This window comes from Caulobacter sp. FWC2, assembly GCF_002742625.1.
Taxonomy (GTDB): Bacteria; Pseudomonadota; Alphaproteobacteria; order Caulobacterales; family Caulobacteraceae; genus Caulobacter.
The window spans coordinates 4498489-4521438 of sequence record NZ_PEBF01000001.1; the positions used below are offsets into that span (position 1 = coordinate 4498489).

Annotated in this window: 26 protein-coding genes and 1 pseudogene; 10 read left to right on the top strand and 17 right to left on the bottom strand. The window is 67.2% G+C overall.

Going from position 1 to position 22950, the window contains the following annotated elements:
• Positions 1-30 precede the first annotated feature (30 nt).
• From CSW62_RS21235 to purE, 6 genes are all read right to left on the bottom strand, one after another.
• Positions 31-1596 carry a sodium/sugar symporter gene (locus tag CSW62_RS21235; RefSeq protein WP_099581299.1) on the bottom strand — a complete coding sequence of 522 codons (1566 nt, stop codon included), beginning with the start codon at positions 1594-1596 and terminating at the stop codon, positions 31-33.
• Between the two features lie 26 nt (positions 1597-1622).
• Positions 1623-2255 (bottom strand): 2-dehydro-3-deoxy-6-phosphogalactonate aldolase, encoded by a 633-nt coding sequence (locus tag CSW62_RS21240; RefSeq protein ID WP_099581302.1) that lies wholly within the window; start codon positions 2253-2255, stop codon positions 1623-1625.
• A complete protein-coding gene (locus CSW62_RS21245; protein ID WP_099581304.1) occupies positions 2242-3174 on the bottom strand; it encodes a 2-dehydro-3-deoxygalactonokinase in 933 nt (310 codons plus the stop codon). The genes CSW62_RS21240 and CSW62_RS21245 overlap by 14 nt, the downstream gene beginning before the upstream one ends.
• Positions 3174-4910: an IlvD/Edd family dehydratase gene (locus CSW62_RS21250; RefSeq protein ID WP_099582399.1), complete on the bottom strand. Its 1737-nt coding sequence runs from the start codon at positions 4908-4910 to the stop codon at positions 3174-3176. Before CSW62_RS21250 ends, CSW62_RS21245 begins: the two co-directional genes overlap by 1 nt.
• A gap of 246 nt (positions 4911-5156) precedes the next feature.
• Complete coding sequence (locus CSW62_RS21255) at positions 5157-6242, bottom strand: 5-(carboxyamino)imidazole ribonucleotide synthase (protein ID WP_099581306.1); 1086 nt, start codon at positions 6240-6242, stop codon at positions 5157-5159.
• Between the two features lie 6 nt (positions 6243-6248).
• Positions 6249-6740 carry a 5-(carboxyamino)imidazole ribonucleotide mutase gene (purE, locus tag CSW62_RS21260; RefSeq protein ID WP_099581308.1) on the bottom strand — a complete coding sequence of 164 codons (492 nt, stop codon included), beginning with the start codon at positions 6738-6740 and terminating at the stop codon, positions 6249-6251.
• A gap of 213 nt (positions 6741-6953) precedes the next feature.
• Here purE and CSW62_RS21265 point away from each other — a divergent pair, with 213 nt between their 5' ends.
• The 3 genes from CSW62_RS21265 (at position 6954) to CSW62_RS21275 (ending at position 9985) form a co-directional block, all read left to right on the top strand.
• On the top strand, positions 6954-7673 hold the full coding sequence (locus CSW62_RS21265) for a GGDEF domain-containing protein (protein ID WP_099581310.1): 720 nt from the start codon (positions 6954-6956) through the stop codon (positions 7671-7673).
• A gap of 175 nt (positions 7674-7848) precedes the next feature.
• A complete protein-coding gene (locus tag CSW62_RS21270; protein ID WP_099581312.1) occupies positions 7849-8211 on the top strand; it encodes a response regulator in 363 nt (120 codons plus the stop codon).
• Positions 8212-8278: 67 nt separating this feature from the next.
• Positions 8279-9985 (top strand): M61 family peptidase, encoded by a 1707-nt coding sequence (locus CSW62_RS21275; RefSeq protein WP_233206746.1) that lies wholly within the window; start codon positions 8279-8281, stop codon positions 9983-9985.
• On the opposite strand, the gene CSW62_RS21280 is transcribed toward CSW62_RS21275, so the two are convergent.
• The 3 genes and pseudogenes from CSW62_RS21280 to CSW62_RS21290 all read right to left on the bottom strand — a co-directional run bounded on the left by CSW62_RS21280 (position 9986) and on the right by CSW62_RS21290 (position 11395).
• Positions 9986-10207, bottom strand: a complete 222-nt coding sequence (locus CSW62_RS21280; protein ID WP_099581314.1) for a YdcH family protein — start codon at positions 10205-10207, stop codon at positions 9986-9988.
• Positions 10208-10274: 67 nt separating this feature from the next.
• A pseudogene (locus tag CSW62_RS21285) lies at positions 10275-10800 on the bottom strand (TIGR02444 family protein).
• Positions 10742-11395 (bottom strand): UbiX family flavin prenyltransferase, encoded by a 654-nt coding sequence (locus tag CSW62_RS21290; RefSeq protein WP_099581318.1) that lies wholly within the window; start codon positions 11393-11395, stop codon positions 10742-10744. Before CSW62_RS21290 ends, CSW62_RS21285 begins: the two are co-directional and overlap by 59 nt.
• 130 nt (positions 11396-11525) lie before the next feature.
• Between CSW62_RS21290 and CSW62_RS21295 the strand changes: the two genes are divergently transcribed.
• Positions 11526-11699: a YdcH family protein gene (locus CSW62_RS21295; RefSeq protein ID WP_099581320.1), complete on the top strand. Its 174-nt coding sequence runs from the start codon at positions 11526-11528 to the stop codon at positions 11697-11699.
• An 84-nt stretch (positions 11700-11783) separates the two neighbouring features.
• On the opposite strand, the gene CSW62_RS21300 is transcribed toward CSW62_RS21295, so the two are convergent.
• Together CSW62_RS21300 and CSW62_RS21305 are read right to left on the bottom strand one after the other, a co-directional pair.
• Positions 11784-12497, bottom strand: coding sequence for a DUF1013 domain-containing protein (locus tag CSW62_RS21300; protein WP_099581322.1), 714 nt, complete (start codon positions 12495-12497; stop codon positions 11784-11786).
• Between the two features lie 155 nt (positions 12498-12652).
• Complete coding sequence (locus CSW62_RS21305) at positions 12653-13627, bottom strand: NAD(P)H-quinone oxidoreductase (protein ID WP_099581325.1); 975 nt, start codon at positions 13625-13627, stop codon at positions 12653-12655.
• Between the two features lie 75 nt (positions 13628-13702).
• Here CSW62_RS21305 and CSW62_RS21310 point away from each other — a divergent pair, with 75 nt between their 5' ends.
• Positions 13703-13909 (top strand): DUF1192 domain-containing protein, encoded by a 207-nt coding sequence (locus CSW62_RS21310; protein ID WP_099581327.1) that lies wholly within the window; start codon positions 13703-13705, stop codon positions 13907-13909.
• Between the two features lie 184 nt (positions 13910-14093).
• On the top strand, positions 14094-14603 hold the full coding sequence (locus tag CSW62_RS21315) for a DUF1465 family protein (RefSeq protein WP_099581329.1): 510 nt from the start codon (positions 14094-14096) through the stop codon (positions 14601-14603).
• A gap of 4 nt (positions 14604-14607) precedes the next feature.
• Here the strand turns inward: CSW62_RS21315 and CSW62_RS21320 are convergent, their stop codons facing one another.
• Entirely contained in the window at positions 14608-15309 is a 702-nt protein-coding gene (locus CSW62_RS21320; protein WP_099581331.1) for a COQ9 family protein, read from the bottom strand.
• Positions 15310-15491: 182 nt separating this feature from the next.
• Here CSW62_RS21320 and rpsU point away from each other — a divergent pair, with 182 nt between their 5' ends.
• Positions 15492-15728, top strand: coding sequence for a 30S ribosomal protein S21 (gene rpsU, locus CSW62_RS21325; protein ID WP_099582401.1), 237 nt, complete (start codon positions 15492-15494; stop codon positions 15726-15728).
• 87 nt (positions 15729-15815) lie between these two features.
• On the opposite strand, the gene CSW62_RS21330 is transcribed toward rpsU, so the two are convergent.
• The 4 genes from CSW62_RS21330 to CSW62_RS21345 form a co-directional block, all read right to left on the bottom strand.
• Complete coding sequence (locus CSW62_RS21330; RefSeq protein WP_099581333.1) at positions 15816-17246, bottom strand: ABC transporter permease; 1431 nt, start codon at positions 17244-17246, stop codon at positions 15816-15818.
• Positions 17243-18160 (bottom strand): ABC transporter ATP-binding protein, encoded by a 918-nt coding sequence (locus CSW62_RS21335; protein ID WP_099581335.1) that lies wholly within the window; start codon positions 18158-18160, stop codon positions 17243-17245. The genes CSW62_RS21330 and CSW62_RS21335 overlap by 4 nt, the downstream gene beginning before the upstream one ends.
• Before the next feature lie 35 nt (positions 18161-18195).
• Positions 18196-19152, bottom strand: coding sequence for an alpha/beta fold hydrolase (locus CSW62_RS21340; protein WP_099582402.1), 957 nt, complete (start codon positions 19150-19152; stop codon positions 18196-18198).
• 112 nt (positions 19153-19264) lie between these two features.
• Complete coding sequence (locus tag CSW62_RS21345) at positions 19265-20074, bottom strand: M23 family metallopeptidase (protein ID WP_233206747.1); 810 nt, start codon at positions 20072-20074, stop codon at positions 19265-19267.
• Between the two features lie 347 nt (positions 20075-20421).
• On the opposite strand from CSW62_RS21345, the gene CSW62_RS21350 reads away from it, so the two are divergent.
• The 3 genes from CSW62_RS21350 (at position 20422) to CSW62_RS21360 (ending at position 21461) form a co-directional block, all read left to right on the top strand.
• Positions 20422-20778, top strand: coding sequence for a UrcA family protein (locus CSW62_RS21350; protein ID WP_099581337.1), 357 nt, complete (start codon positions 20422-20424; stop codon positions 20776-20778).
• Between the two features lie 138 nt (positions 20779-20916).
• Entirely contained in the window at positions 20917-21183 is a 267-nt protein-coding gene (locus tag CSW62_RS21355; RefSeq protein ID WP_099582404.1) for a DUF4160 domain-containing protein, read from the top strand.
• The gene (locus CSW62_RS21360) at positions 21180-21461 is read left to right on the top strand and encodes a DUF2442 domain-containing protein (protein WP_099581339.1); all 282 of its coding nucleotides are present in this window, start codon (positions 21180-21182) and stop codon (positions 21459-21461) included. Before CSW62_RS21355 ends, CSW62_RS21360 begins: the two co-directional genes overlap by 4 nt.
• A 59-nt stretch (positions 21462-21520) precedes the next feature.
• Here the strand turns inward: CSW62_RS21360 and CSW62_RS21365 are convergent, their stop codons facing one another.
• The gene (locus tag CSW62_RS21365) at positions 21521-22939 is read right to left on the bottom strand and encodes an NAD(P)(+) transhydrogenase (Re/Si-specific) subunit beta (protein ID WP_099581341.1); all 1419 of its coding nucleotides are present in this window, start codon (positions 22937-22939) and stop codon (positions 21521-21523) included.
• Between the last annotated feature and the right edge of the window lie 11 nt (positions 22940-22950).

Sequence of the window (22950 nt, forward strand, 5' to 3'; positions counted from 1 at the left end):
TGATCTTAACCGGGGCGGGGTCGGAGGAGATCACCACCACACCGCGTAGAGCGCGATCAGGATCACGATCACGCCCAGGCCGGCGATGTTGAAGCCCCTTGTGGTCTTGTAGGTGACGCCGTCCAGCGACACGACATTGACCGCCTTCTTCTGGGGCGCGACCAGCGAGACGATGACTGCGGCGGCCAGGGTCAGCAGGAACACCAGGCCCACGCGGTTCATGAACGGGATCACGAACACGCCCAGCTTGTCGGCGACGAAGAAGGCGCCCGACAGGGCCGCGCCGCCGATCGCCGCCACCAGGGCGGAGGCCGTGGTGGCGCGCTTCCAGAACAGGCCCAACATGAAGATCACCACGATCCCCGGCGTGAAGAAGCCGGTGAAGTCCTGGATGAACTGGAAGGCCTGCTCGGCCTTGCCCAGCAGCGGCTTGGCCATGAGGATGCCGACGATCACCGCCACGACGGCGGTGATGCGGCCGACGGTGACGAGGTGTTTCTCGCTCGAGCCGGTCTTGACCTTGGCATAGATGTCCAGGGTGAAGATGGTGGCGATCGAGTTGATCTTGGCCGCCAGCGACGCGACGATCGCGGCCACCAGGGCGGCGAACACCAGTCCCAGCAGGCCCGGCGGCAGCAGCTTCATCATCTCCGGATAGGCCTGGTCGGGCTTGGCCAGGCCGGGGACCAGCACCAGGGCGGCGATGCCCGGCAGCACCACGATCACCGGCATCAGCAGCTTGAGGTAAGCGGCCAGGGCGATGCCCTTCTGGGCCTCGGCGATGTCCTTGGCGCCGAGCGCGCGTTGGATGATGTACTGGTTGAAGCCCCAGTAGCTGACGTTCATCACCCACAGGCCGCCGAACAGCACGGAAAGGCCCGGCAGGTCCTTGTAGTGCGGATTGTCGCGCGACAGGATCATGTCGAACTTGTCGGGGAACTGGGTGGTCAGCTGGTGGAAGCCGGCCATCAGGTCGCCGCCGCCGATCTTGCTCAGCGACAGGAAGACGATGATCAGGCCGCCGGTGATCAGCAGGGCCACCTGAACGATGTCGGTCAGGGCGACGGCCTTCAGCCCGCCCCACAGCTGATAGGCCAGGGCGAAGACGCCGATGATCACCAGGGCGGTCATCTGGTCGACGCCGGCCACGGTGTGGATGGCGATCGAACCCAGCCATAGGATCGAGGTCAGGTTCACGAAGACGTAGAGGATCAGCCAGAACACTGCCATCACGTTGCGGACGCTGGGCCCGTACCGCTGCTCCAGGAACTGCGGCATGGTGCTGATGTTGTTCTTCAGGAAGATCGGCAGGAAGAACTTGCCGACGATCAGCAGGGTCAGGGCCGCCATCCACTCATAGGACGCGATGGCCAGGCCCAGGGCGTAGCCCGAGCCGCTCATGCCGATGATCTGCTCGGCCGAGATGTTGGCGGCGATCAGTGACGCGCCGATCGCCCACCAGGGCAGGGCCTTCCCGGCCAGGAAGTAGTCGTTGGAGTCCTTCTGCTTGCCGCCCTTGTCGCGGGAAACCCACTGGGCCAGGCCGAAGATGGCGACGGCGTAGATCGCCAGGATGACGAAATCGATGGTCTTCACGTGTTCCCCCCAAGGGACGGTTATTCTTATTGAGTTTGAGCGTTCCAGGCGGCGATCAGGGCGGCGGCCCTCTGGCCGACGTCCTCTGGCGTGTAGCCGGGACGATAGAGCTCGCCGCCGACGCCGATGCCGGCCACCCCGGCCTTCAGCCAGGGCTCCAGATTGGCCGCGCCCACGCCGCCGACGGCGTAGACCAGGATGTCCTTGGGCAGCACGTCCTTGACCGCCTTGATGTGGCCGGGACCAAAGCTGCTGGCGGGATAGAGCTTCAACGCCTTGGCGCCCGCCTTCACGGCCGCGAAGGCCTCCGACGGCGTGGCGAAGCCCGGCATGGCGGTCAGGCCCAGCGCCACGGCGCGGGCGATGACCTCGGGATCGGTGTTGGGCGTAACGATCAGCTTGCCGCCGGCCGCGGCCACGTCGTCGACGGCCTGGGCTGTCAGCACGGTCCCCGCGCCGCACAGGGCTACATCGCCATAGGCTTCGCAGAGCCTGCGAATGCTTTCCAGCGGCTCGGGCGAGTTCAGCGGCACCTCGATGGCGCGGACGCCGGCGTCGACCAGGGCCTTGGCGATGGCCACGACCTCGTCGGGCTTCACGCCCCGCAGGATCGCCACGATGGGCGGGGGACGAGGGGCGGCGGCTTCAGGCGAGGACATGGAACTCACTGTTGTTCTGGGGCGAAAGGACCGAAAGGCCGGCCAGCACGGCGCTGTCGCCGTCGACAGCCACGGTGCGACCGCCGTGCGCGGCGATGGCTCGACCGTAGAAATCATTGAGAGCCGGCGCGCCGACCAGGGTGACCCGCCAGAGGTCGCCGAACCATTGGCGCGCGGCGGCGGCGTCGGCGCCGATCAGCAGACCCGACAGGAAGCCCATGGCGTCGGCGGCCGGCAGGGCGTCCAGAAGTTGCCGGGCGCGGGTCTCGAACAGCAGGTGCGACAGCACGGCCGGACCCTTTTCGGTGATCCGCGCCAAGCCCATGGCGAAGCCTTCGGGCGAGCCCTGGACATCCGCGCCGACACCGGCCGCCAGGGTCGAGTGCTGGCGCAGCAGGGCGAAGGTCTCGCCGACCGGGGCGGTGAGGAAGCCGGTGATCGCGCCGTCCTGGACCACGGTCCACTTGCTGTGGGTGCCGGGCAGGACCAGCAGATGGCGGCCCTGCTTGAGGGCCGGATCGAGTTCGAGGGCGCCCAGAATCTGGGTCTCCTCGCCCCGCATGACGTCGGGGCCGCCCAGCGGATTGATGCAGGACAGGCCCGGAATGATCGACACCGGCAGGCCGTCGGCCTCGATCTTCAGCACCCGCTCGCGCAGGTCGCCGGCCGTGGCCGGGCAAGGGGCGTAGGCCGCCTCGGCCCAGCCAATGCGCGAGCCGACCATGCCGCACAGGATCGCGCCCGAAGGCTGAGCCTCGCGCCAGTCGCCGATCAGGTCGAGAAAGGTCCGCTCCGGCGACTGGGTCAAGGCGCTGACGCCGGGGCCGTCGCGACGGTCCAGCACGCTCTTGCCCTGTCGCAGGTAAAGCCGCAGCCGCGAGGTGCCCCAGTCGCCGAAGATCGAGACGGACGGATCCATCAGTGGCTTTCGCGGGTGACGACCGAGCCGGACGCGCCGACCAGGAAGTCCAGGTCGCAGCCCTTGTCGGCCTGCAGCACGTGGTCGACATAGAGCTTGGCGTAGCCGCGCTTATAGGTCGGGGCCGGACGGTCGGCGCGCCAGGCCGTCAGGCGCTCGGCCATCTCCTCGTCGGAAATCGCGATGGTCAGGGCGCGCGCGGGTCCGTCCAGGGTGATCACGTCGCCGCTGCGCACCACGGCCAGAGGGCCGCCCGCGTCGGACTCGGGCGAGACGTGCAGGATCACCGTGCCGAAGGCCGTTCCGCTCATCCGCGCGTCGCTGATGCGGACCATGTCCTTGACGCCCTTTTCCAGAAGCTTGGTCGGAAGCGGCATGTTGCCGACTTCCGGCATGCCCGGATAGCCCTTGGGACCGCAGCCCTTGAGCACCAGGATCGACGTCTCGTCGACCTCCAGGTCCGGGTCGTCGATGCGGGCCTTGAAATCCTCGATGGTCTCGAAGACCACCGCCTTGCCCGTGTGCGTCAGCAATTCAGGGGTCGCGGCGCTAGGCTTCATCACTGCCCCGCCCGGCGCCAGATTGCCGCGCAGCACCCAGATGCCGCTGTCGGGCTTCACGGGCGCCTCGAGCGAGCGAATGACCTCGGCGTTGAACACCTCCGCCTTGTCGTATTGATCGCCGATCGCCGCGCCCGAAACGGTCAGAGCCTCTCCGTTCAGGAACGGAGCCATCTGCTTCATCACCGCCGGCAGGCCGCCCGCATAGTGCAGATCCTCCATCAGGAAGCGGCCCGATGGCTGCAGGTCGACGAGCAGGGGCACGTCCCGCGAGAGGTTGTCGAAGTCCTCGAGGTCCAGCTTAACGCCAAGGCGTCCGGCCAGCGCCAGAAGGTGGACGACGGCGTTGGTCGAGCCGCCGATGGCGGCGTGGACGCGCAAGGCGTTCTCGAAGGCGGCGCGGGTGGCCACCTGCGACATGGTCAGGCCGTCGTGGACCATCTTGACGATCGTGCGGCCTGTATGGTGCGCCATGGCGGCCCGGCGGGCGTCCACGGCGGGGATCGAGGCGTTGTAGGGCAGGCTCATGCCCATGGCCTCGACAATGGCGGCCATGGTCGAGGCGGTGCCCATGGTCATGCAGGTGCCCGGCGAGCGGCTCATGCCGCTCTCGGCCGACATGAATTCCGGCAGGGTCATTTCACCGGCGCGGACGGCCTCGGAGAACTTCCAGACGTCGGTGCCCGAGCCGATGTCCTTGCCGCGGAACTTGCCGTTCAGCATCGGGCCGGACGAGACGACGATGGTGGGCAGGTCGACGCTGGCCGCGCCCATCAGCTGGCCCGGCGTGGTCTTGTCGCAGCCGCCCAGCAGCACGACGCCGTCGATCGGGTTGCCCCGGATCGACTCCTCGACGTCCATGGCCAGCAGGTTGCGGAACAGCATCGCCGTCGGCCGCATCTGGGTCTCGCCCAGCGACATGGCCGGGAATTCCAGGGGCAGACCGCCAGCTTCCCAGACGCCGCGCTTCACGTGCTCGGCGATGTCGCGCAGGCCGGCGTTACAGGGGGTTATTTCCGACCAGGTGTTGCAGATGCCGATGACCGGCCGCCCGTCGAACACGTCGTCAGGCAGGCCCTGGCTCTTCATCCAGGACCGGTGAATGAAGCCGTCGCGATCCAGTTTCCCGTAGGTACCGCTACTGCGCAGGCGCTTGCCTGCGTTACCGTCGCCCATTTCCATCCCCAATAAGGCCGAGGCCGACCATTTTGGGGTCTATTTATAATATAATAAGTACAAAGGCAAATCGTTCGTCGGCGCGCGGCGCTGCCAGCCCTCCTCTCAGGGGGCGTTCAAGGTCATTGGAAGCGTCATCGGCGGTCCGCGCCTGTCGGCTAGGTCCGCCGCTTGGCGGACGCTCGGCGGACCCTGAGTCTCAGGGCCGGAATGATGAGAGAATGGGGATCGGCGTCGCGACGCCGACTAGTCCCGCAGCGGCCGCAGCCGGTTCACGTGGCCCATCTTGCGTCCCGGACGGGCCTCGCCCTTGCCGTAGAGGTGGACGCGGGTCTCCGGCTCGGCGGCCAGCTTGCGCCAGGCGTCGACGTCGGCGCCCAGCAGGTTGGTCATCTCGACATGGTGGTGCGGCTCGGTCGGGCCCAGCGGCCAGCCGGCGACGGCGCGGATGTGCTGCTCGAACTGGTCGACCTCGCAGCCGTCCTGGGTCCAGTGGCCCGTATTGTGGACACGCGGGGCGAACTCGTTGACCAGCAGCTTGCCGCCGGCCAGCTCGAACAGCTCCACACCGATCACCCCGACATAGTCCAGCGCCGTCAGGATCTTGATGGCGATGGTCTCGGCCTGGTCGCGCGTGGCTGGCGTGACCTTGGCGGGCGCGGAGGTGCGCTTGAGCACGCCGCCCTCGTGGTGGTTCTCCGACAGCGGATAGCAGGCGATCTCGCCGTCGCGGCCGCGTGCGGCGATGACCGACAGCTCGCGTCCGAAGTCGGCGGGGGCTTCCAGGATGGCGGCGCGCCGGCCGATCTTCTCGAACGAGGCCTCGGCGTCGGAAGCCTTCTGGATCCAGGCCTGGCCCTTGCCGTCATAGCCGTCGCGGCGGGTCTTCAGCAGCGAAGGCGCGCCGATCTTGGCCACCGCGGCGGCCAGGCTCTCGCTGTCGTGGACCGGGGAGAAGGCCACGGTGGGCACGCCGATCTCGGCCAGGAAGCTCTTCTCGATCACGCGGTCCTGAGCGGCGGCCAGGGCCTTGGCGCCCGGCGAGACCACCGCGCCGAGCGAAGCGAGTTCAGAAACCGTGTCGGCCGGGACGTTCTCGAATTCATAGGTGACGACGTCGCAGGCCTCGGCCAGGCGCTTCAGCGCCCAACGGTCGTCATAGGCGGCCACGATCTGGCGGGCGGCGACGCGGCCGGCGGGGGAGTTCTCTTCCGGATCCTGGATGACGACGTCGAAGCCCAGGCGCGCGGCGGCCTGGGCCAGCATGCGGCCTAACTGCCCCCCGCCGAGGATGCCGATGGTCGAACCGGGAACGAGGGGAAACTCAGCCATGTGTTCTTAGTCCTCGACGCTCTCGGCGACGCTGTCGGTCTGGGCCTGGCGGAAGGCCGTCAGGCGCTGGTTCAGGGCCGGATCCGACAGCGCCAGGATCTGGGCGGCCAGCAGGCCGGCGTTCTTGGCCCCCGCCTCGCCGATCGCCAGGGTGGCCACCGGCACGCCGCCGGGCATCTGGACGATGGAGAGCAAGGAATCGAGGCCGCTCAGCGCTTTGGACTGCACCGGCACGCCCAGCACCGGCAGGTTGGTCATCGAGGCGGCCATGCCCGGCAAATGGGCCGCGCCGCCGGCTCCAGCGATGATCACCTTGTAGCCGGCCGCTTCCGCGCCCGTGGCGAAGTCGAACAGGCGCTGGGGGGTGCGATGGGCCGATACAACCTTGGCCTCATAGGCCACGCCCAGAGCGTCCAGCGCGTCAGCCGCGCCCTTCATGGTCGGCCAGTCCGAGCGGCTGCCCATGATGATGGCGACGGGCGGCGTGGTCGAAGTCATCGGCGTCGTCTCTTTTCGGCGAGCGTCGGAAAGCCGCCCCGTATGCGGGTCCGCCTGCTGCGGCAAGCCCAAAACGACACAAAACGTTCCGGGGTCGCCTTTAGAGTGGGCGCGTCGATCCGCGCCTGCGGCTTATCGGCGCCCCCGATTGCGTCGAACGGCGTTCCCGTTAACCTTAACGCTAGCTGTGCCATAACGATTCCCTGTGAACTCATGAAGATCTCCGGCGCCCGAACCGAACCTTTCGCCGCTATCCGCAAGCGCGCCCTGGCCCGGGCCGGCGCGCAGGTCGCGGCGCGTGAGGTGACGGCTCCCGACAGCGCCGCCTTCCTGGGCCTGTCGGAAGCCGACATGACCCCGAAGGTCATCGAGGCGCTGCAGACCCTGATGAGCGAGATCGACGACCTGCGGAACGAGGTCGCCATGCTGAAACTGCGCCTGAACGAGGCGCAGGGCCTGGCCGACATGGACGTGCTGACGCCGGTGCTGAACCGTCGGGCGTTCCTGCGCGAGATGAAGCGGGTCTCGGCCTTCGCCCAACGCTATGGGTCGCCGGCCAGCGTGGTGTTCTTCGACCTCGACAACTTCAAGGCCGTCAACGACCGCTTCGGCCACGCCGCCGGCGACGAGGCCCTGAAGGCCGTGGCCAAGCGCTTGCTGGCCAATGTCCGAGAGAGCGACATCGTGGGCCGCATGGGCGGCGACGAGTTCGCCGTGCTGCTGGCCCAGGCCGACAACGAGACCGCCCTGTCCAAGGCCCAGAGCCTGGCCGACGCCGTCCGCTCCGTACCGGTCGAATTCGGCGAGTGGTCGGCCCCGCTGCACATTTCCTACGGCGTGCGCGAGATCCAGCCCGGCGCCGATCCGGAAGAAGCCCTGGCCGAGGCCGACGCGGCCATGTTCGTCCGCAAGCGCAAGCAAGCCTCCGCTTGAGCATCCTCGGGCGCTTCAGCGGTTGAGCAAGGCCGGAGCCGTTGTCCCTCGCATTTCCCGCCGCTGCGCGCGACAGAACAACCGAAGGTGATGCGACCTTTCGCACCGGGACTCTCGTCGACCGGTCGCGCTAACTGCTTTTCACGATCTATTAAGCATGGGTGGGTGCGGGCGAATGCAACGTATTTTGATCGCAGAGGACGATCCGGTCCTCTCGATGATCTACCAGATCACCCTCGCCGAAGCAGGCTTCGATGTCCTGATGTGCCAGGACGGCCAGGAAGCCTTCGAGGCCCTGGAGCAGTTCAAGCCCGACCTGGTTATTACCGACCATTCGATGCCGCGCATGAACGGCGGCGAACTGGTCAGCGCCGTACGCAAGGCCCGGCCTGGGGCCGCCACCCTGATGGCTTCGGCGATCGACGGCCGCCTGCTGAAGGACGACCAGCACGCTGACGCGCGCCTGGAAAAGCCGATCACCCCCGGGCGCCTGCTGCGGGCGGTCCGCGACCTGGAAGCGACCCGGATCGCCGCGTGACGAAACTTTAAGCTGACCGCCCCCCGGCGGCGCTCCTAGGGTGCGCGCCGACTTGGGGGAACGTCGCTTGATCACCAGAGCCCTGCTGTGCGCCGCCGCCGCTGCTTTCGTCGCCACGCCGGCCCTGGCCGCGACGCCGTCCATTGACACCTACCGCCTCGCTCCGGTCATCGAGAACGGCAAGGTCACGGCCCTGTCGGTGACGATCACCCTGCCCGCCGACGCCGACGGCGAGACACGGTTGCGCGTGCCCCAGGACTGGGGCGGCGGCGAAAAGCTCTGGCGCTTCATCAAGGACCCCGTCGTCACCGGCGGGACGCTGTCGCGCCCCGACGAGAAGACCTGGACCATCAAGTCCAAGCCTCGCGCGCCCCTGACCGTCCGCTATCGGGTGGTCTCGGCCTATGACGGCGAGCCGCCGGTCGACAGTCCTAACTACGGCCAGCCGATCGTCGGGCCCGACGGCTTCTATGTGATCGGCCACACCGTCTTCGTGACGCCCGAGGGCCGCGACGACGACAAGGCGCGCTTTTCCTGGGACCCTGCGGGCTCGGGCCTGGTCTTCGCCTCCGACCTGGAGTCGCTGGGCCGCGAGACGGGAACGGTCAACGCCATCAGCGAAAGCGTCGCGGTAGCCTACAAGGACCTCACCCTCCTTCAGCGGGACGCCGCCGGCGCGCCCCTGCGGCTGGCCGTGCGCGGCAAGTTCGGCTTCACGGACGCAGCCTTCGCCGACATGGCCGCCCAGACCATCACGGCCAGCCGCGCCTTCTGGGGCGACGGCAAGGAGCCCTTCCTGATCACCCTGGTCGACCAGGACGGTCCAACCGGCTGGACCTCGTATCGCGGAACGGGGGTGGGCGACGCCTTCGCGGTGATCTCGACCCGCAACGTGGCCCTGAACGACTACAAGCTGTTCCTGGCCCACGAATATTTCCACACGTGGAATTCCAACCGCATCGGCGGCCTCAAGGACGGGCCCGAGGAGCCTCTGGGCTACTGGGTCAGCGAGGGTTTCACCGACTACTACGCCCGCAAGCTGTCGCTGCGCTCGGGGTTCGTGGACCTGGAGACCTTCGTCGCCGCCTGGAACGCCGCGCTGGAGGCCTATGGGACCTCGCCCGGCCGCGCCCTGCCGAACGCCGCGATCGCCGAACGCTTCTGGAACGACAAGGCCGTGCACAAGCTGCCCTACCAGCGCGGCGCCTTGATCGCACTGCTGCTGGAGACCCGGTTGAAGACCCAAGGGGGCCTGGATCCTGTGATGCTAGCCATGCGCGACTACGCCAAGGGTCGAGACCCCGCCGAATGGGACCACGCGGCCGCCAACCTGCTGCCGCGCATCGTCAAGGCCCGGACCGGCGTCGACCTGACGCCGGAGATCGAGCGCTGGGTCATCAAGGGCGAGCCGATCGTCCTGCCGCCCGACGCCTTCGGCGGCTGCCTGACGGTGGAAGGGGTGAGCCGGCCGGAATTCGACGTGGGCTTCGACGCCGACGCCAGCGCCAAGACCGGCGTGATCACCGGGGTGAAACCTGACGGTCCCGCCTACGCGGCGGGCCTGCGCGACGGCATGAAGCGGCTGGGTCGTCAGGGCGGCAAGCCCGGGGACAGCTCGGTGGAGATCGCCTACGTCGTCGAGGACGCCGGCGCGCAGCGCACGATCCGCTTCAAGCCCGAAGGCAAGGCGATGCTGGACTTCCAGCGGGTCGTCATGCCCAAGGACCTGACGCTCGAAGCCCGTGCGGCGTGCGTAAAGGCGGTCGCGGGCTAATTAAGCAATGATGTCCGGGGTCAGCTGATCTTCCAGCCGGCCGATCTCGTCCTTGAGGGCCAGCTTCTTACGCTTCAGGCGGGCGATCTGCAGCATGTCGGGCTGGTAGCGCTCTTGCAGGGCCAGGATGGCGTCGTCGAGGTCCTTATGGTCCTCGCGCAGGAGGCCAAGCCGACGTTCGATCGAAATGTCGGTGTCTTCCGACGGATCATCGTCGTTCATGGACTTAAATCTCAGGTGGGCCCCAGTAGGGATTTAGATAGCAAAGGCTGACGACCCGTAAAGGCGCTCAGCCCGATGTTAATTCAAGCGCCGTCGCCAGCTTTTCCAGCGCGGCGCGGCGCGGCGGGTCGCCGGACGCTTGAGCGGCGGCGACAAGGCCGTCCAGCAGCGGCGCCGGCGCGTCCGGCGGACCGCTGAGGGCCTCCAGACTTTCCATGAGAACCCGCTCGCCTTTCAGTTCGACGGCCTTCACGGCGTCGCGCAGGGCCTCCTTGGCGGCGTCGTCGACCGGCGGGCGCGTCGGCTTCAGCGCCCGGCGCACGCCCCGCAAAGGCGCGCCGACCTCGGCGTCCCAGGCGCGCATCACCTTGGCGGCGTCCTTGAGATCGGCGGTGCGCCCCTCCCCCGCCATCCACGCCGCCCAAAGCAGGTAGGGCACGTTCTGTCCGTGGGCGTCCTGCAAATTCAGGCACGCCTCCGCGACAGGTTGACGCGCATAGGCCTCGAGAGCCCAGTCCCACAGCCGCATCGCCGTTAACCTTCCTCGCCTTCGGCGCCCTTGCCGGAGAGGGCCTCCCGGATGGTTTCGAGATCCTCGCCCCAGCGCTTCACGGGCCGCCAGGCGAGGTCGAACAGGTCCAGCACCCGCCCTACCGACTGGTCGACCATCTCGGCGATCGTGGCCGGCTTGGCGTAGAAGGCCGGCAGCGGCGGGGCGATCACCGCGCCCATCTCGGCCAGCTTGGTCATGGTCCGCAGGTGGCCCAGATGCAGGGGGGTCTCGCGCACCATCAGCACCAGGGTCCGACGCTCCTTCAGCGTCACGTCGGCGGCCCGCGTCAGCAGCGAGGACGTTACGCCAGTGGCGATTTCGCTCATCGTCCGCACCGAGCAGGGCGCGATGACCATCCCCAGCGTCCGGAACGAGCCCGAGGCGACAGCCGCCCCAATGTCGCTCACGCGATGGACAACATCCGCCCGCTCATTGAGCTCGCCGATCGACTGGCCGGTCTCCTGCTGCAGGGTCAGCACCGCCGATTTCGACACGACGAGGTGGCTCTCGACGCCCAGTTCGCGGCACGCATCCAGGATCCGGACGCCGTAGACCACGCCGGAAGCCCCTGAAATTCCAACCACCAGCCTGGGACGCTCATGGGTCCGATCGGCGGTCTTCGGAGCATCGGTCATGGTAAATTTTCGTCCGCCTTGGGAGTGAAATTGGCTACGTCAAGCGCGGCCGCTTGCAATCATATGTGATCTGACAGCGCCGCGCAGCGGGTGTTCACTTTCTTCTCCAACAGCAATGGAGCCGAGAGCCATGGCCATCGAATCCCGTATCCGCGAGCTTGGATCCCGTCACGAGGTCCTCGACCGCAAGATCCAGGAGGAGACCAGTCGACCGGGTAGCGACGGAACGGCGCTTAGAGACCTCAAGCGTCAGAAGCTTCGGCTGAAGGAGGAGATCGAGGGCCTGAGGGCGCGACTTCACTAGCTGCTAAGTGTAGCAGCCGAAAAACGAGAGGCCCCGCTCCAGCACGGAACGGGGCCTCTGCTTTTTTCAGCTTGGAAGCGAGGCTTAGTCCTCGTCGTCCTCGTCCACGTAAGCGCCGGCCTTGCCGAACACGTCTTCGGCCTTGAGGTCGCCTCGCTTGGCGCGGAAGTCTTCTTCCTCTTCCTCGACCTCGGGCTCGAACTGGCCGCCTTCCGAGGCGGGGCGCAGGGTCGGGTCTTCCGGCAGGATGCCCTTCTTCAGGTCGTCCTTGGCCTTCTTCTCGGCGGCCTTCTTGACCAGGGCGTCCAGCTCCAGCTGGCCGATCAGGCCCAGGGTGACCGGATCGATCGGCTTGATGTTGGCCGCGTTCCAGTGCGTGCGGGCGCGGACCTGCTCGATCGTCGCCTTGGTGGTGCCGAGGATCTTCGAGATCTGGGCGTCGGTCACTTCCGGGTGGTGGCGCAGGAACCAGGCGATGGCGTCCGGACGGTCCTGACGGCGCGACACCGGGGTGTAGCGCGGGGCCTTCTTCTGCGGCTTCAGCAGCTCGGCGTGGCGGCTGACCTGGGCCTTCATGCGATAGGCGTCGTTGGCCTGGGCCTTGTCCAGCTCTTCGCGGGTCAGCTGGCCGTTGCCGATCGGGTCGGCGCCGCGGATGTCGCGCGCCACTTCACCATCGGCGATGCCACGCACTTCCAGCGGGTGCAGGCCGCAGAAATCGGCGATCTGCTCGAAGCTCAGCGACGTGTTGTCCACCAGCCAGACAGCGGTCGCCTTGGGCATCAGAATGTCGGACATGCGGTCCTCCAGAAATGACGGCGCCCGGCCTTTCGGCCGGGCGGGATGTTGATGAACGCTATAATCCGCTTCTGGAAAAAAGGGAACGGGGATCAAGCAAACGAAAGCAACGTCAGAGCTTAGGGCCTCAACCTCTCAAATCTTGTCATGGCGCGCTAGACCGTCAGCACCACCTTGCCCACGTGCTCGCCAGCCTCAAGATGGGCATGCGCCTTGGCCGCGTCGGCCAAGGGGAAGGTGGCGTCGATCAGCGGCTTGACCTGTCCCGCCTCGATCCACGGCCAGACCACACGCTCGACCTCGGCGGCCAGGCGGGCCTTTTCGTCGGCCGAACGGGGCCGCAGGGTCGAGCCGGTGATCACCGCCCGCTTCTGCATAATCTTCATGACTGGCGCCTCCAGGACCGGCCCGCCCAGGCTGGCGATGTAGACGATGCGTCCGCCCACGTTCAGGGCGTCAAGGTTCTTCTCGAAATAGCTGGCCCCGACCATGTCGAGCACCACGTCGGCGCCGCCGGCCGCCTTGACGATCGCGGCGAAGTCCTCGGTCTTGGTGTCGATGGCGACGTCGGCGCCCAGGTCCAGAGCCTTGGCCTTCTTGTCGGCGCCGCGTCCGGTGGCGATGACCTTGGCGCCGGCCGCCTTGGCCATGGCGATGGCGGTTGTTCCGATTCCGGACGTTCCACCGTGAACCAGCAGCGTCTCGCCGGCCTTCAGGGCGCCATGCTCGAACACATTGGCGAAGACGGTGAAGACGGTTTCCGGCAGGGCCGCGGCGTGGACCAGGTCCAGACCCTTGGGGATCGGCAGGGCATGACGCGCGTCGACCACCGCATATTGGGCATAGCCGCCGCCGCCCAGCAGGGCGCAGACCTTGTCGCCGACCTTCCAGCGGCCGGAACCGGTCACCACTTCACCCGCGACCTCCAGGCCCAGGGTCTCCGGCGAGCCCGGCGGCGGCGGGTAGAACCCCATGCGTTGCAGCAGATCGGGACGATTCACGCCCGCGGCGGCGATCTTGATCAGGATCTGCCCGGCCCCGGCCTCGGGGCGCTGGACTTCCACGGGTTTCAGCGCCTCGGCCGCGCCCTTGCCGCCCTCGATCGCGATCGCGGTCATCGTTCCGGCCATGCTCGGGCTCCCTCTCATGCTTGCCTTGGACCCTAGGTAGGCGTCAGATGGCTGGCGGAAAAGGGAGAGAAGCCGATGTTCGAAGAGCCCTCGGAGCCTCGCGCCTTCAACGGACACGCCTTGAGCGAGACGACGCACGAAGATCTGGAGATCTACGGCGTCGCCGAACTGGAGGAGCGCATCGCGGCCTTGCAGGCCGAAATCGAGCGCACCAAGACCCAGCTCGCCAAGAAAAAGGCCGGGCGCGACGCCGCCAATGCGCTGTTTGGTCGCCTGGACTAAGGCTTATTTTAAGGTTTCGGTGAGGTTACTGACGTCTTAAGCGGTCAGCCGCCTTCTGACGCTCGTGAGTATGGTCGATCGAAGGGGGTGGGTCGCAACGGGACGGCGAGTTCTGGCACGGGGGTTGCACTCCCCTCCGCCAAGCGAGACGTCCTCGCGGCCTTTCGAGGGGCATTGAGTAGCTATGACCGAAGTGAACGCGTTCGCGGACACGCCTTGGCGCGCTGGAGTGATCCAGGACTTCGCGCGATCGGAACTGTTCGACCGCACGTTCGAGGAAGGCATGCAGCTGGTCGAAGAGACCGCCGCCTATCTCGACGGCGCCGGCCGGCATGACAGCAAGATCCTCTCCCGCAACGCCGCCCTGGGCTACGCCACCGAGAGCATGCGCCTGACCACCCGCCTGATGCAGGTCGCCTCCTGGCTGCTGGTCCAGCGCGCGGTGCGCGAGGGCGAAATGCCGCCGGAAGCCGCCTGCGCGGAAAGCTATCGCCTGGGCGAGGAGGCGGCGGGCGAACCGCCGGCCATCGAGGAACTGCCCTTCGGCCTGATGAACCTGCTGCAGCGCTCCGAGCGCCTGTACGAGCGGGTCCGCCACCTGGACCGCCGCATGTACGTGGAATCACCCAACGAAGAGGCCCCGCGTCCCGTACAGGCTCAGTTCGAACGCCTGGCGGCGGCGTTCGGGGGCTGAGCCGCTACTTCCCGTACCGCATCCTAGCCAGCGCTCCGACCATCTCGCTGGCCAGGTCCATCGGCTTGAGGCCCGCCTTCCACTTCTCGAAGGCCATGACGTTGTCGATGCGCGCGTCCAGGTGCGACAGCGCCGAGGCGCGGCCCGAGGCCATGTCGACGGCCAGGGTCGAGATCAGGATGCCCGAGAGAATCGCCCGCTTCGAATAGTGGTTCTCGTCGGTCGCCACATCGCCGGCCCAGCGCCAGATCATGTCGGCCGATTCCCAGGTCAGCCTCAGGGCCAGGCCCAGGTTGGTCGGGAAGGCCAGGAAGGCGGCCAGCGGACGCAAGACGTCGGCATTCTCTTGAGCGGCGTCGAGGCGCGCGACCACGCCCTCGCGAATCCGTTGGCGAATCTTCAACGTGGCCAGATCGAACGTCCGCAGATTGCCCATCGCGACCGCGTCATGGCGTCGCGACAGCAGGGCGGCCAGGTCGCGCGGGCCTTCGGGCAGCAGCAGTTGGCCCTCGGCGTCGCTGAGACCCGCCGCCGCCAGGGCGCGGCTGACCAGTCCGGCGTTCCAGCCGGCCTTCGGGGCAAGGCGCAGGGCCTCGTCCAGCACGCGCTGCTCGGCGGCGTCGGCCCACGAAGAAGCCGGCTGATCGGAAGCTTGGCCGGCGGTCTCGCCGGAGGTCTGGCTAAGGGTCTGGGCGATTTGCGTCATGAATCCGAGTCTATACCGGTGTTTAGGCCGCGTCGCGCATGGACAGAGCCCCTAGCCTCTGCTATCAGCGCGCCCTCATCGCCTGGGAGAACCCCTCTCAGGTTACCCGGTTTTGTTCGCCCGCCCGGCCCCTCAAGAGGGACTTGGGAATATTGGTCGGGCTGTCGAATGGAGAGATACCCCTGGTCCAGATTTTCGTCCGCGACAACAACGTCGATCAGGCCCTGAAGGCTCTGAAGAAGAAGATGCAACGCGAAGGCTCGTTCCGCGAAATGAAGCGGCACGTGCACTATGAGAAGCCGTCGGAAAAGCGCGCTCGCCAAAAGGCTGAAGCCGTCCGTCGCGCCCGCAAGCTGGCCCGCAAGCGCGCCCAGCGCGAAGGCCTGCTGCCGATGCCGAAGAAGCCGGTCGGTCGGTAAGACCAGCCCTTCTTCAGTTTCGAAGATTTCGAAAGCCGCGCGGTGCTCCGCGCGGCTTTCGTCGTTTCTGGGGGCTAGACCCTCCCCCTACCCCGCCTGCCGCCGAACGATCAGGCCCACCAGCGTCTTCAGGTTCACCTTTCCGGTCGCCAGCGCCCCCACATGGAAGGCGCGGGTCGAGAAGGCGATGATCGCCGCCACGGTGATGGCCATCAGCACCGTGGTGCCCAGCACCTGGACCAGCGGCGGATCGCTCGCGATGCGCACCGGCATCAGGAAAGGCGTGAAGGGCGGAAACCAGGACAGGGCGCTGAGAATCGGCGCGTCGGGCGAGCGGATGGCCTGGCTCATGAACACCACCGGGATGGTCATCACCATCATGATCGGCCCCAGCAGGGTCTGGGCGTCGCGCTGGCTCTCGCAGAACGCTCCGATCCCCGCGAACAGCGCCGCGTACATCAGGTAGCCGCCGACCAGATAGGCGCCGAAGTAGAACACCAGCCCCTTGCCCAGCAGCACGGCCAGCAGGTCGCCGGCCAGGCCGGGGGCGAAGTGGATCAGGGCCAGCCAGCCGCCCATGGCCCAGATGCTCATGACCGTCAGGGTCAGGCCCGCCACGCCCAGGATCTTGCCGCCCATGATCTCGGGCACCGAGGCCGACGACAGCAGCACCTCGAGGATCTTGGATGACTTCTCCTCGATCACGCTGTTGAGCAGGATGCTGGCCCCGGTCAGCACCATCGACCACAGCAGCATCCCGGCCGCGAAGCCGACAATGACCGGCAGGCGGTCTCGCAGACTGACCTTCTCGCCGGAAGCGGCCTTGGGCGACAGGCTGTTGAAGGTCGGCTTGAGGTCGTCGGCGGCGCTCAGGACCCGGGCCGAGACCCCGGCGCGAGCCAGGGCGCGTTCGCGCATCAGGTTCACCACGGCCTCGCGCAGGTCACCCTCCAGCACCGGCGCGCCAAGATTGCGGCTCCACAGGTCCATGACGATGGCGTCGTCGCGCCCGCTGAGGATCAGCACCGAATCGAGACGCTTGTCGGCCACGTCGCGGCGCGCGACCAGGCCCGCTTCGCGCGGCGTCGTGGCGGCTTGGGCCTCGGCCGACGCCGGCAGAATGATCGCCTTGGCCCGGGGCGGCTTGAAACGGGCCGCAGCGGTCGGGTTAACGCGCGCCAGGGCCTCTAGCCCCTCCGCCTGACCGCCCTTGGCCTGGGCCTTGCCAACAGCCTCCTGGGCCTTCGGGCCGGCCGCCGACAGGGCCGCCGCGCGCAGGGCGCGGGCCGCGGCGCGGTTCTGGTCCTCGACCACGGCCTTGGCGACGGCGGGACCCAGGTTCTGGCCGGTCAGGTCGACGATCGCGAGCCGTTCGGGCTTGGCGGTCTTCATCATCATCAACGGCGCGGTGGCGCTGACGCCGATGACCAGCGGCAAGGCCACGATCGACAGCCAGAAGCCCACGGTGCGGACATAGGCCAGGTATTCCCGGCGGGCGATCTTCAGCAGGCGGCTCATGCCTGGTCTCCCGTCAGGACGATGAAGGCGTCGTGCAGGCTGGGCTCCTTGAGCTCGAACCGGCGAAGGGCTAGATCCCGGGCGAAGGCGGCCTTCAGGGCGTCCTGACCCGCGCCGGTCTCTGGCAGGACGGCCACGTGCCGCCAGCCGCCGTCGGGCAGCGGCTCGGACGTCACCGCGCCCAGGCCGGGCAAGGCCATGACCTGCTCGGCCAGCAGATCGCCCTCCAGCACCAGGGCTCGGGGCGCGGCGCAGCGGGCGGTGGCGACGTCACCATCGAACACCTTTCGCCCGCGCGCCATCAGCACGACCCTGTCGCAGAGGCGCTCGGCGTGCTGCATCACGTGAGTGGAGAACAGCACCGTGGCCCCGCGCGCGGCGATCTCGCGGATCATCGCCTCCAGGGCCTGCTGGTTGACGGGGTCGAGGCCCGAGAACGGCTCGTCCAGCACCACCAGTTCGGGCTCATGGGCCAGGGCCGAGATCAGCTGGACCTTCTGGGCCATGCCCTTGGACAGGTCCTTGATCGGCCGCTTCATGGCGAAGCCCAGGCCCTGGGCTTCCAGCATCGCCTTGGCGCGCTTGCGGCCCTCGGCCTCCGGCACGCCCTTCAGGCCCGCGAAGAAGGCGATGGCGTCGATCGGGGTCATGCGCTTGTAGAGGCCGCGCTCCTCGGGGAGGAAGCCGATCTGCTCGTGGACCTTGGTGGCGTCGCTGGCGCCCAGCACCGTGATCCTGCCCGCACTGGGCGGCAGCAGGCCCAGGATCATGCGGATGGTCGAGGTCTTGCCCGCGCCGTTGGGACCCAGGAAGCCGGTGATCCGCCCGGCGGGGACCTCGAAACTGACGTCCCGGACGGCGTGGAAGTCGTCATAGGTCTTGCTGACGCCCTCCAGGCTGACGGCGCTGACCATGATCCCCTCCCGAATCGACTGCTCCGAAAGTTGTATCAGCCCTTCTGGCGAGCGTCGGCCACGAAGGCCACCGCCCGGACGATGTGGTCGGCGAAGCGGCGGCCGATCAGCAGGGTGTGGGTCGCGGCCTCAACGTGGTCGACCATGCCATGCTGGGAGGCGCGGGCCGGGGCGGCCTGCAGCTCTTTCCAGCTCTCGCGGCCCTTGACCGGGCCAGCGGTCAGCACGGCCACCGGCCACTTGGGATCATAGGCCGGCTGCTCGCCGGCCTGTCGCGAGGCCTCGGGCCACAAAGCGACCTCGTCGGCGGAGGTGCGGTTGTGGCGGCCGCTTGCGAAGGCCCAGCCCTTCTCGGCCTTGGCGGCCGGAGGCAGGTCGATCTTGTCGCCCAGGCGCGTGTGGACCAGCGGCTTATAGAGGCCGATCGAAGCGCCGCGCGCGGCCCACTTCGAGATGCTGGCGAAGGCGTCGATGAAGCTCTTCATGCGCGGGTTCTGCGCCGCCTCGGGCGTGGCGGCGTCAAGGAGAACAAGGCCGGCGATCTTGTCCGGATTGCGGCCGGCATATTCCCGCAGTCGCAGGCCCGCCATCGAGTGGCCGACCAGGATGTAGGGGCCGGGCTCGCCCGAGGCGGCGACCAGCTTCTCGAAGTCGGTGACGATGGCGAGGCCGTCGCGCGGGCTGGGCCCCTTCGGCGAATAGCCCATGCCGGCCCGGTCATAGGCGCACGAGCGCCAGCCGGCGGCGGTCAGAGCCTCTTGCGCGGCGCCCCAATCGGCGGCGAAGCCAAAAGCGCCGGCCTCCAGCCAGACCACCGGGCGCTCGCTGCTGGGCCCCTCGCAGACCAGCCGCAGCTTGCGCCCCGGCTCGATCTCGACCAGCTGGCCGCGCGGCTTGGGCGCGCCCGAGGCGCTCACCAGCCCGCCGACGGCGATGTAGGACAAAAGCAAGAGCGCGAAACCCGCGACGCCACGGCCGAGAAACTGGATCATGGCGTTCAATGTAGTAGCGCTTTGTGACGCGTCGAGAACGCGATGCTCTCTGAGCGGAGTTTTAAAGTCTGTCGGCTTCGGATTGCATCCGAAACCTGGAGCGCTGTGCGCGCTAGCCGGCCACGCTGGGAATCGAGCCGCCCACGACGGGGATGGTGGCGCGGACGCGACCGCCCTTCACGCGGGTGACGGTGACGCCGTCCTTGCCCGCCTTGGTCATGCCTTTGGGCCATTTGGAGACGGTCGCGAGACGGACCGTCTTCGGCACCCGGCCTGCGGCCTTCAGCGGCAGGTCGTCAGCCTCCGCGAAGCTGCGGCCCAGGAAGAAGCTGGGGTTCAGGGCCTTGTCGCCCTTGCGGATCTCGAAATGCAGGTGCGAGCCGGTCGAGCGACCCGAATTGCCGACATAGGCTACGGTCTCGCCGCGCCGCAGATAGACGCCGCGCTTGACGCCCCGGGCCGGGCCGGCGAGGTGGGCGTACAGCGTGGTCAGCCCGCCCTTGTGCATGACCTGGACATAGCGGCCATAGGTCGGCGACAGGCCCGTGGCCTTGACCACGCCGTCGGCGGCGACCTTGACCGCCGCGCCGCTGGGGGCGGCGATGTCGACGCCCTGGTGCAGGCGGCCGTTCTCTTCCCAAGGCAGCTGGCGCAGGCCGAACGGCGAATTGACGACCCGGCCGGGCAGAGGCGCGTCGAACTGATAGGCCGGCAGCGGCGGCGCGAGTTCCGCCTCGTCCTCGACGGTCGGCGCGGTCGGAACAATGGCCGGCGTCGGATTGGAGACGGGGGCCGCATGGGACACCCACTCGCCCAGCGCCACCGCGCCGTTCAGCGCTCCCGCCATCGCCGCGACGCCCAGCATGGTGAAGAAGGCGACGCGCACGTGCGGCGACTGAACAGCCAGGCTCTTGGGGATCAAACCGCTTTCCTCTCGGACATTCGGTCAAGGAGAGGACCGCGCCGCGCGCGTCTAGCTCTCATGCTTGACCTTTCGGGGTGATGAATGGCCGGGGTGTATGAATGTCGCATGGGGCGAAAACAGGGCGCAGCTTAACCATTCGCTAACCATGCCGCCAAGCGCGCATCGACACTCGATCAGCATCGTCATGTAATCGTAAAATATTACAGGAACTTCATTTCATTAAAATCCGGACACTTCTTTAATTACAGGTCATGAAGGAGACGTAACGGGACTTCGCGAACTCTCGGGAATACACAGTATTCATCGGCGCAGGGAAATGCGCCAAGCCAGAGGGAATACTTCAAATGCGCAAGTTCATCATGAGCCTGACCACCGTCGCCAGCCTGAGCCTCGCCGCCGTGCCGGTTCTGGGCCTGACCCAAGCCGCCAACGCCGCCGAGCGCGAGCCGGTCGCCACCGTCTCGTTCGCCGACCTGGACCTGTCGAGCCCGTCGCAAGCCGCGATCTTCAAGGCCCGTATCTCCACCGCCGGCGACGCCCTGTGCCGCGCCAAGCAACGCAGCAGCGAAGGCCTGAACACCTCGCTCGGCGCCTGCGTCGCCGACGTCCACCGCGAAGTGAACGCCCAACTGCCCAAGCAACAACGCAAGGCCCTGGCCTTCGCCGCCCGCAGCAACGCGGTCGAGCTGGCCGCCAAGTGAGCATGAGAACGGCTAACCAAAACACCCACTCCCCCACACCCCGCGACAGAGGCTCCAGGTAACCCTGGGGCCTTTGTTTCGTTAGGATTGCAAAAAGAATAAAATATCGGATAGGTTGAAATCGGAATGGAGCGCCGTATGCCGATCATTTCGACCTTCTTCGGCATCATCATCCGCATCTATTTCAGCGACCACAACCCGCCCCACCTCCACGCGGAGTATCAGGACCGCGAGGCGCTATTCGACATCACAACGGGCGAAATCATCGCGGGGCAGCTGCCGCGCACCCAGCGCGCTCAGATCGCATGGTGGATCCGAGCCAATCAGGCCGCGTTGGCGGACAATTGGTATCGCGCGTATAATGACCAACCAACGTTCCGGATAAGGGGATTGGACCAACCATGACCTTTAAGCTCGTCAAGGCTGTCCGCGTAGCGGCCCTTCCGGGTCATAGACTCGATATCGCCTTCTCGGATGGCTCGTTTGGCGTCTTCGACTTCAGCGATATCAAGATGTCACGAGGCGAAATGGCGCTCCCGCTCCACGATGAGACCTTCTTTGCTCGAGTCTTCCTGGAAATGGGCGTCCCGGCCTGGCCCAACGGCTATGACTCCGATCCCAGCAATATTCGTATGAAGCTCGAGGCGGCTGGCGCTCTTCACACCGAAGGCGCCACGGCCTGAAACGAAAAAGGCCCCAGCGTCACCGCCGGGGCCTTCGTCGTTTGTGGCAGTGAGAGGCCCTAAAGCCCCTTCACGATGCCTTCGACCATCTTCTTGGCGTCGCCGAACAGCATCATCGTGTTGTCGCGGAAGAACAGCTCGTTCTCGACGCCGGCATAGCCCGAGGCCATGCCGCGCTTGATGAAGAGGACCGTGCGGGCCTTTTCGACGTCCAGGATCGGCATGCCGTAGATGGCGCTGGTCGGGTCGGTCTTGGCGGCCGGGTTGGTGACGTCGTTGGCGCCGATCACGAAGGCCACGTCGGCCGTCGAGAACTCGCTGTTGATGTCCTCCAGCTCGAAGACCTCGTCGTAGGGGACGTTGGCTTCGGCCAGCAGCACGTTCATGTGGCCCGGCATCCGGCCGGCGACCGGGTGGATGGCGTACTTCACCTCCACGCCCTCTTCCTTCAGCTTGTCGCACATCTCGCGAAGGATGTGCTGGGCCTGGGAAACGGCCATGCCGTAGCCGGGGACGATGATGACCTTGGACGCGTTCTTCATGATGAAGGCGGCGTCGTCGGCCGAGCCCTGCTTGACAGGACGGCTTTCGACCTTGCCGCCGGGACCGGCGACAGCGTCGGCGGCGCCGAAGCCGCCCAGGATCACCGAGACGAACGAGCGGTTCATCGCCTTGCACATGATGTACGAGAGGATGGCGCCCGACGAGCCGACCAGGGCGCCGGTGATGATCAGGGTGGTGTTTTCCAGCGTGAAGCCCAGGGCCGCCGCCGCCCAGCCGGAATAGCTGTTCAGCATCGACACCACGACCGGCATGTCCGCGCCGCCGATCGGGATGATCAGGGTGATCCCGATGATCAGGGCCAGGGCGAAGATGCCCCAGAAGGCCCAGATCGCCGCGCCGCCCGAGACCACCAGCACCACGACCAGGGCGACGATGCCCAGGGCCAGGGCGATGTTCAGCAGGTGGCGAGCGGGCAGCATGATCGGCGCGCCGCCCATGTTGCCGTTCAGCTTGGCGAAGGCGATGACCGAACCGGTGAAGGTGATCGCGCCGATGGCCAGGCCCAGCGACAGCTCGATCAGGCTGTTGAGATGGATGTGTCCGTCCGCGCCGACGATGCCGTAGGCGGCGGGCGTATAGATGGCGGCCACGGCCACGAGGCAGGCGGCCATGCCGACCAGCGAGTGGAAGGCGGCGACCAGTTGCGGCATCGAGGTCATGGCGACCTTGCGGGCGATGACCGCCCCGACCGCGCCCCCGACGGCGACGCCGCCCAGGATCAGACCCAGGGTCACGACGTCCAGCGCGCCCTGGCTCCATAGGGTGGCCAGGGTGGTGCCGACGGCGATGGCCATGCCGATCATGCCGTTACGGTTGCCCGCCTGGCTGGTCACGGGACTGGAAAGGCCACGCAGCGCGAGGATGAACAACACCCCCGAGACGATGTAGAGAATGGCGGCGAGATTGGCGTTCATTGTTCTGGTTC

Bases quoted from the DNA above. Each gene is read 5' to 3' on its own strand.
- CSW62_RS21240 (WP_099581302.1), bottom strand. From the start codon at position 2,255: ATGTCCTCGCCTGAAGCCGCCGCCCCTCGTCCCCCGCCCATCGTGGCG.
- CSW62_RS21245 (WP_099581304.1), bottom strand. From the start codon at position 3,174: ATGGATCCGTCCGTCTCGATCTTCGGCGACTGGGGCACCTCGCGGCTG.
- CSW62_RS21250 (WP_099582399.1), bottom strand. From the start codon at position 4,910: ATGGGCGACGGTAACGCAGGCAAGCGCCTGCGCAGTAGCGGTACCTAC.
- CSW62_RS21255 (WP_099581306.1), bottom strand. From the start codon at position 6,242: ATGGCTGAGTTTCCCCTCGTTCCCGGTTCGACCATCGGCATCCTCGGC.
- purE (WP_099581308.1), bottom strand. From the start codon at position 6,740: ATGACTTCGACCACGCCGCCCGTCGCCATCATCATGGGCAGCCGCTCG.
- CSW62_RS21265 (WP_099581310.1), top strand. From the start codon at position 6,954: ATGAAGATCTCCGGCGCCCGAACCGAACCTTTCGCCGCTATCCGCAAG.
- CSW62_RS21270 (WP_099581312.1), top strand. From the start codon at position 7,849: ATGCAACGTATTTTGATCGCAGAGGACGATCCGGTCCTCTCGATGATC.
- CSW62_RS21280 (WP_099581314.1), bottom strand. From the start codon at position 10,207: ATGAACGACGATGATCCGTCGGAAGACACCGACATTTCGATCGAACGT.
- CSW62_RS21290 (WP_099581318.1), bottom strand. From the start codon at position 11,395: ATGACCGATGCTCCGAAGACCGCCGATCGGACCCATGAGCGTCCCAGG.
- CSW62_RS21295 (WP_099581320.1), top strand. From the start codon at position 11,526: ATGGCCATCGAATCCCGTATCCGCGAGCTTGGATCCCGTCACGAGGTC.
- CSW62_RS21300 (WP_099581322.1), bottom strand. From the start codon at position 12,497: ATGTCCGACATTCTGATGCCCAAGGCGACCGCTGTCTGGCTGGTGGAC.
- CSW62_RS21305 (WP_099581325.1), bottom strand. From the start codon at position 13,627: ATGGCCGGAACGATGACCGCGATCGCGATCGAGGGCGGCAAGGGCGCG.
- CSW62_RS21310 (WP_099581327.1), top strand. From the start codon at position 13,703: ATGTTCGAAGAGCCCTCGGAGCCTCGCGCCTTCAACGGACACGCCTTG.
- CSW62_RS21315 (WP_099581329.1), top strand. From the start codon at position 14,094: ATGACCGAAGTGAACGCGTTCGCGGACACGCCTTGGCGCGCTGGAGTG.
- CSW62_RS21320 (WP_099581331.1), bottom strand. From the start codon at position 15,309: ATGACGCAAATCGCCCAGACCCTTAGCCAGACCTCCGGCGAGACCGCC.
- CSW62_RS21330 (WP_099581333.1), bottom strand. From the start codon at position 17,246: ATGAGCCGCCTGCTGAAGATCGCCCGCCGGGAATACCTGGCCTATGTC.
- CSW62_RS21335 (WP_099581335.1), bottom strand. From the start codon at position 18,160: ATGGTCAGCGCCGTCAGCCTGGAGGGCGTCAGCAAGACCTATGACGAC.
- CSW62_RS21340 (WP_099582402.1), bottom strand. From the start codon at position 19,152: ATGATCCAGTTTCTCGGCCGTGGCGTCGCGGGTTTCGCGCTCTTGCTT.
- CSW62_RS21350 (WP_099581337.1), top strand. From the start codon at position 20,422: ATGCGCAAGTTCATCATGAGCCTGACCACCGTCGCCAGCCTGAGCCTC.
- CSW62_RS21355 (WP_099582404.1), top strand. From the start codon at position 20,917: ATGCCGATCATTTCGACCTTCTTCGGCATCATCATCCGCATCTATTTC.
- CSW62_RS21360 (WP_099581339.1), top strand. From the start codon at position 21,180: ATGACCTTTAAGCTCGTCAAGGCTGTCCGCGTAGCGGCCCTTCCGGGT.
- CSW62_RS21365 (WP_099581341.1), bottom strand. From the start codon at position 22,939: ATGAACGCCAATCTCGCCGCCATTCTCTACATCGTCTCGGGGGTGTTG.